Source organism: Alloscardovia omnicolens DSM 21503 (assembly GCF_000420505.1).
Taxonomy (GTDB): domain Bacteria; phylum Actinomycetota; class Actinomycetes; order Actinomycetales; family Bifidobacteriaceae; genus Alloscardovia; species Alloscardovia omnicolens.
Genome location: NZ_ATVB01000030.1, coordinates 1 through 6,822 on the forward strand (window position 1 = coordinate 1; position 6,822 = coordinate 6,822).

Consider the following 6,822-nt stretch of genomic DNA (forward strand, 5'->3'; position numbering starts at 1 on the left):
ATACCTACGAACAAGCCAATCACGAATAGTGTGTGCCCCGTTATCCCATCCTTGCTCGTGTAACCATACACGCGTGGAACAAATCAGATCAACCATGCTGTCACTGGTTTTACTAGGCATGGTATGTGGTCGAGTTGACCTGGTTTTTACCGCGTTTAAACCATCCGAACGATAACGAGCAAGAAGTTTTCTGACCCATCTATCCGAAACATGAAACACGCTGGTCGCATCTTTGACGGACGCACCCGACTCAAGAACATAAAGAATAATAGCTATATTACGCGATGAATGATCCATACCCCATCATCACACGCGGAACGATGTCTTGACACACCCCCGAAAAAACCACACCCAAAAAACAGCGGAACGATGTCCTGAAACCACACACCTTCAGGCCCACTTTTGTCGTGTCTCACGACATAGTTCCGCTACAGTTGGGGGAGTTGTGTCGTGAGATTTTTTGTTTTCATGCGTTGTGGTTGAGGTTTTGTTTATTTTGACCTATAACCGCGATCTGCACCACACACAAGCAGGGCACCACACTCACTAAAAAACTAACACAAAATGTCCTATAAGCCGATTTTGGTCTATATTCCGAAATCTGAGCGGGTGGTGGGTATATTTTAAAAATAAATGACCCGATAAATGGTTCCTTGACATTTTTAGAGAAATTAGAAAGACGAAATATCAGCAAACTGTGTTGACATTTCGTCTTTAATTAGTAGCGGGGCATGGATTTGAACCATGGACCTCTGGGTTATGAGCCCAGCGAGCTACCGAGCTGCTCCACCCCGCGTCGGCTTGTTTAAAACAGCTCTATCCATAATACACATGAGATAGAAGATGTCAAGTAAGCGTGTTGAAAATTTCGCTGCGTGAGATTACTGCCTTAGATTAGACCGTGTGATTTCAGTATGAGATTACTGCTTGATATTAGATTGCGCGATACATGGTGAGATTAGCGGTGTAAGATTACAGAACATCTGTTTAAGTACGTGCGTCTTTTATTTGCCGCTTACCGCCTCTTATTATCGGCAACCGTATCCCGCCACAGTCTTCCCACCGTTGCCTCTTATCTTCACCACATCGTCGCTCAACAGCCCCCGCCATCGCTCACCATCTCCCATATTTCCAGCAGATTTCAAAATCATTCCCCAAAAATAATTTCTCACAAAGTGGACGCTTCCACCTGCCTGAGCCTCACGATGCAATAATTCTAAACAACACATAGAGCAGCAATGATGCAAAACATCAGCGCTGCTCTTTTATTTTTTATACAAGTAAAGAGTAAAAGTTCTTTCAGCTTAGCAGAGCGTACAAGGCAAGAGCGGCTGCGAGAACATTAGAGCACATTAGAGAACAACACAAGAATGTTGAAGAAGAAGTAAGAGAAAGATAGAGGGTCTATCGTGTCATCAGTAACACTTTCTCAGAACGCGGCAGCAGAAGCTACCAAGCCAGTGGCCGCAAAAAAGTCCAGCCTGAATTCACCAGCTGAAGTTATTGCTGCATCTTTAGTGGGTACGACCATTGAATTCTATGATTTTTACGTATACGCAACTGCGGCAGCACTCGTATTCCCACATTTGTTCTTCCCAAAGGGCAACGATACCGTAAGCCTTATTAGCTCCTTCGCTGTGTTTGGCGCAGCAATGATTGCACGTCCTCTGGGCGCAATTTTCTACGGTCACTTGGGAGATCGCCTCGGCCGCAAGACCACTTTGGTTATCTCCCTGTTAACCATGGGCATTGCAACATTCCTTATCGGCTTCCTGCCAACATATGCTCAGATCGGTCTGTGGGCTCCGTTCTTCCTGCTTACCCTGCGCCTTACCCAAGGCTTCGCGCTCGGTGGCGAATGGTCGGGCGCTGCTCTGGTAGCAACAGAAAACGCTCCTGCAGATAAGCGCGCGCTGTATGGAACTTTCCCACAGCTGGGCGCTCCAATCGGCTTCATTATTGCTAATGGTCTGTTCCTTATTATTAACTTCGCTCTGCCGCACCCAACAAGCTCCGTGCTCCAGTCAGAAGCGTTCCTCTCCTGGGGTTGGCGTATTCCATTCATTTTCTCCGCTCTTATGGTTGTTGTAGGTATGTGGGTGCGCGTAAAGCTGAACGAATCTGAAACCTTTAAGAAGGCTGTTGAGCAAGATAAGGTTGTTAAGGCTCCTCTGGTCGATACTTTCCGCTTCCACTTTAAGGAAGTTGTGCTCGGTACCTTCGCTATGCTCGCTACCTATGTGCTCTTCTATCTGACTACCACATGGATTTTGAGCATGGGTACCACCGCTACAGAAAAGGGCGGTCTCGGTATTCCATACACCGAGTTCGTATTTATGCAGATTATTGGCGTTGTATTCTTTGCAATCTTCACCCTCGTGTCGGGTCCATGGGCCGATAAGATTGGCCGCCGCAAGCTCTTGATTTGGGTAACTGTTGCGATCATTATTTTCGGTTTGATCTTCCCGCTCTTCCTTGATTTTAATCACGGCAACATTTTGAGCGTATACGCTGTAGAAGCCTTCCTGATTGTTGGCTTCATCCTTATGGGTATTACTTTCGGTCCGATGGGTGCGTTCCTGCCAGAAATGTTCCCAACCAACGTGCGCTACACTGGCTCGGCAATTGCATACAATGTCAGCTCTATTTTGGGTGCTGCATTAGCTCCTATTATTGCTGTTGCTCTGTGGAAGGCTGCCGACGGTAGTACATGGATGGTGGGTGTATACCTCGCCATTGCTTCTATGCTCACGCTCATTTCCCTGGTTCTGTCTAAGGAAACCAAGGATGATGATTTCGATAATCAGATTGCTTATGAGAAGAAGTAAGTAAAAAAAAGGAATAATAATTAAGACGCCTTGCACAGTAATGTGTGAGGCGTCTTACTGTTTTTACTGAGAACATTATTGTTTTTCGGACATATCCAGGGATGTACTGGTTGAGGGAAAGTGCTTGCACGAAAAACTTTTCGAGAAGGGGAAAGTATGAAGAAAAAATTGAGTATAGTTGCAGCAGGTTTAACGCTTGCTCTCTTAATGTCTCCTGCAGCAGCGTTTGCTGCAGATGGTACGGATACTCCAGCGACGTCTACAACACCAGCTGCTCCGGCAGTGCCAGCGGAAACAACCGATGAGGTTAAAACGCGTGATGTAGTTCTCAATTTGAATAATGGTAGTGCAGAAGATAACTTCTGGAAGGATTAGTTGAATTCACAATTGGTGAGTGCGGATGGTAAGGCATACAATTTCGTATTCCAAAGCGCCGAGAAATATGTTGCTACGACTATTCCATACGGTACTTATACCTTAAAGTACACAATTCATGATGGTTACGAGAAGTCGCCTAATAAGGACATTATTGCCTCAGGTTCAGCAGTGACTATCGATGATAACGCAGATAGTGGCCGTCTTTATGTTACTTTGGTTCGTTCCGATCGTGAGCCTAATCCAGTGGTGCCACCAGTGCAAGATAATCCTAGTGAGTCAGCCATCGCAAGCAAAGTTGTTGTTGCAGTACTCTGGGGAAAGACTCTGCTACTCCGGAGCAGGTTGAAAGTATCGGCCTTACTTTAACCAATACTGAAGGCAAGGAAGTATATACACCGACTTATACAACAAGCATGAGGTAACTTTCACCGACCTTCCCAAGGGCAACTACATCGTGAAATACACAACCCCAGAAGGTTATGAATTCTCTGGTAAATCTGCTGGTAATCGTCGCGGGCCATTCCCTAAAGATGGTTCGACAGTTCGCATCTATGGTTCGACAATCACCCAGAACCTTTACATCGATTTCGCTGAAATTCCTCAACCAACTGCTGCTTCTTATAATGTTGCTGTAACAGTTGATGGTCAGGCGCAGGCTGTAACCGAGGAACTTCTTAATAAGCTTGGCTCCAAGCTGGTAAACAAGGAAGATAACAAGGAAATTGCGCCTACTGCTGTGAAGGGCAATGTCGTAAGCTTTGCTGATTTCGAAGCTGAATCTTACAAGCTCTCTTACGTTTTGTCAGACGGTTACGAGATCGTCAAGCAGGTGAATATTGCTAGCGATTACAAGGAGTTCGCTGCTTCTGAAACTGCTGAAGAAGCTTCTCTCGACTTGCACGTTGTTGAGAACAAGGGCGATAACAATAACGGCTCCGATGTTGACGCTAACAAGTCGGACGATAAGAAGGCAGACAAGCCTGTTGCTGCTGCCACTGAGCCAGCTAAGAAGCTCGCACAGACAGGCGTGAACCCGGTTATGGCAGCTACTGTAACTGTAGTTCTTGCTGTGCTTGGTTTCGCAGCTCGCGCTGTAGAGGCTGCTCGTAAGCGTTCCTAAGCTTTAGCTTAAAAAACCAGATAGAAGGTGCATGCGCAGTTTTGCGTGTGCGCCTTCTTTTTATGGCAAAACCCCTGTGAGACTAACCACAGTCTTCTCGAGCCATGAGAATCAGGCAAGCGTCAAACGAGGGTTTCGCGTATGCTTAGAAACGTGGGCATAACCGCCGCACATCATCCAGTCATTGCACAAATGAGGAGAACTGCATGACAGTTTTTAATGATCCAATAGCAAGCGTAGACCCAGATGTTGCCGCAGTGCTTGATTCTGAGCTGGAACGTCAACAAACTTACCTCGAGATGATTGCTTCAGAGAACTTTGTTCCTCGTGCAGTGCTTCAGGCGATGGGTTCCGTGCTTACGAATAAGTATGCAGAAGGCTATCCAGGGTGTCGCTATTATGGCGGTTGCCAAGAAGTGGATAAGGTGGAAACCCTCGCTATTGAGCGTGCGAAGGCTTTGTTTGGCGCGCAGTATGCGAATGTTCAGCCTCACTCGGGTGCGCAGGCTAACGCGGCTGTGTATCACGCGCTGCTTAACGCTGGCGATACGGTTATGGGGTTGGATTTGTCTCACGGTGGTCATTTAACGCACGGTATGAAGATTAACTTCTCCGGAAAAAACTACAACGCTGTATCCTATCAGCTCGATCCAGAAACATACCGCATTAACATGGAGCAGGTGCGTCAAAAGGCACTCGAAACGCGCCCACAGATGATTATCGCCGGATGGTCAGCGTATCCTCGCCATATTGATTTCCAAGCATTCCGTGAGATTGCAGACGAAGTAGGTGCATACTTGTGGACGGATATGGCTCATTTTGCAGGTCTCGTTGCAGCAGGATTGCATCCAAACCCAGTTCCATATTCTGATGTAGTATCCACAACGATTCACAAGACTTTGGGTGGCCCTCGCTCAGGTATGTTGCTGTCTCGCGATGCAGAACAGTTCAGCAAAAAACTTAACTCTGCAGTATTCCCAGGTCAGCAAGGCGGCCCTCTTATGCATATTATTGCTGGCAAAGCAGTTGCATTTAAGATTGCTGCCAGCGAGGAGTTTAAGAACCGTCAGCAGCGTACCCTCGAAGGCGCTAAAATCCTTGCTGGGCGTTTGAACGCAGCTGATGTTGAGCAAAGCGGAGTATCCGTAGTAACCGGCGGAACAGATGTTCATCTCGTTCTGGTCGATTTGCGTAACAGCGAACTCAACGGTCAAGAAGCAGAAGATTTGCTTGACGCCGTAGGAATAACCGTGAACCGCAACGCAGTTCCATGGGATCCACGACCACCAAAAGTAACGTCCGGCTTGCGTATCGGTACACCAGCACTCGCTACCCGTGGTTTTGGAGTAACAGAGTTTACCGAGGTTGCCGACGTTATTGCCACCGCTTTGCGTGACGGAAAATCTGCAGATATCGAAAGCTTGCGCGCTCGCATTGCTAAGCTTGCGGATGACTTCCCCCTGTATGAAGGTTTGGATCAGACGCATTAAAGCGCGGTAAATATTAATAAACAGGACGTTTCTTGGGACTTCGAGAACGCCCTGTTTTATACAAGATGAGGGTGGGCATTGTCTCACTACAGAGAGTGCCCACCCTTTATGGGTTATACGACAGATTGTGTTGGTTTTTGTTGTGTGTTGGCTTGTGTTTGTTGGGCTTGTTGGTGGTTGGAGTTGGTTTGACTCAACTGCGAGGTTGGACAAATCGTGTTGGTTTTAGCCCGTGTTCAGTCTTGTGTTTTCGAGGTTTTTAGTCGGGTTAGAGTTGATAAATGACGACCACGCGATTATGTCAAACATGCGGTCATCCCATGATTTCCTGGGGAACTTATCCTACAAAGAAAGGGTCATGCCCACGATACAGATGCTCGTTTTGTCAGGCCACGACGAGTGTACGCATTGATAAACATGCCAAGAATTTGACCACGTTCTTACACTTCATTATGGTTGATCGTCTCTTATCTTCATACCCGGGCAAGGGACGTAGCTTACAACGTTGTTTCGGTGATGTCTGGATGTACTGGTCCTTATCGCCCGTTGTTGATCAAGTCCATTATGTCATCCATGTCGATGGTTTATATTTATACCGGGATTGTGTCTTACTGATCGCGATGAGTCCGACATATATTAGGATGGCGTCTAGCCTGCAGTGAGCATGCTGGTGCGTGGTAAGCATTACTGGCACGTATCGCTTCTCCTGACGTGGTTGTCACTGATGGTGGTGCAGGATTTGCTAAAGTATGCCACGCGCAATGGTCTGATACCAGAATTCAACGCTGTCTTTTCCATATCAGTGCGAATGTACGATCGCGTACTACTAGGAATCCAATGATTCAAGGCTGGTCAAGAACTCTACGCTTTATCACAACAACTTACCCGTATTATCAATGATGAACAACAAGCCGCGTGGATCGGTTGTTATACCACCTGGTGCGCGCAGTATAAACACATGCTTGTCGAGAAAACCGTTCTCACTAACGGGTGTATCGTCAACACT

7 protein-coding genes and 1 tRNA gene are annotated in these 6,822 nt (G+C 46.9%); 5 read left to right on the top strand and 3 right to left on the bottom strand.

Annotation, left to right across the window (positions count from 1 at the left end; genetic code table 11):
• The 3 genes from G464_RS10510 to G464_RS10140 form a co-directional block, all read right to left on the bottom strand.
• The coding region (locus G464_RS10510; protein ID WP_155237070.1) for a helix-turn-helix domain-containing protein at window positions 1-297 on the bottom strand (297 nt) is incomplete at its 3' end.
• 425 nt (window positions 298-722) lie between these two features.
• Window positions 723-796 (bottom strand) — tRNA-Met (locus G464_RS0108000).
• A 232-nt stretch (window positions 797-1,028) separates the two neighbouring features.
• Window positions 1,029-1,172 (bottom strand): hypothetical protein, encoded by a 144-nt coding sequence (locus tag G464_RS10140; protein WP_162138589.1) that lies wholly within the window; start codon window positions 1,170-1,172, stop codon window positions 1,029-1,031.
• 237 nt (window positions 1,173-1,409) lie between these two features.
• Between G464_RS10140 and G464_RS0108010 the strand changes: the two genes are divergently transcribed.
• The 5 genes from G464_RS0108010 to glyA all read left to right on the top strand — a co-directional run bounded on the left by G464_RS0108010 (window position 1,410) and on the right by glyA (window position 5,816).
• Window positions 1,410-2,828 carry an MFS transporter gene (locus G464_RS0108010; protein WP_022857420.1) on the top strand — a complete coding sequence of 473 codons (1,419 nt, stop codon included), beginning with the start codon at window positions 1,410-1,412 and terminating at the stop codon, window positions 2,826-2,828.
• Between the two features lie 156 nt (window positions 2,829-2,984).
• Entirely contained in the window at window positions 2,985-3,203 is a 219-nt protein-coding gene (locus G464_RS0108015; protein ID WP_022857421.1) for a hypothetical protein, read from the top strand.
• Window positions 3,204-3,572, top strand: a complete 369-nt coding sequence (locus G464_RS0108020) for a hypothetical protein (RefSeq protein ID WP_155237071.1) — start codon at window positions 3,204-3,206, stop codon at window positions 3,570-3,572.
• Window positions 3,573-3,660: 88 nt separating this feature from the next.
• A complete protein-coding gene (locus G464_RS0108025) occupies window positions 3,661-4,326 on the top strand; it encodes a hypothetical protein (RefSeq protein ID WP_021617797.1) in 666 nt (221 codons plus the stop codon).
• 206 nt (window positions 4,327-4,532) lie between these two features.
• Window positions 4,533-5,816: a serine hydroxymethyltransferase gene (gene glyA, locus G464_RS0108030; protein ID WP_022857423.1), complete on the top strand. Its 1,284-nt coding sequence runs from the start codon at window positions 4,533-4,535 to the stop codon at window positions 5,814-5,816.
• Window positions 5,817-6,822 lie beyond the last annotated feature (1,006 nt).

Excerpts from the sequence above, each read along its gene's own strand:
- G464_RS0108015 (WP_022857421.1), top strand. The coding sequence starts at position 2,985 with ATGAAGAAAAAATTGAGTATAGTTGCAGCAGGTTTAACGCTTGCTCTC.
- glyA (WP_022857423.1), top strand. The coding sequence starts at position 4,533 with ATGACAGTTTTTAATGATCCAATAGCAAGCGTAGACCCAGATGTTGCC.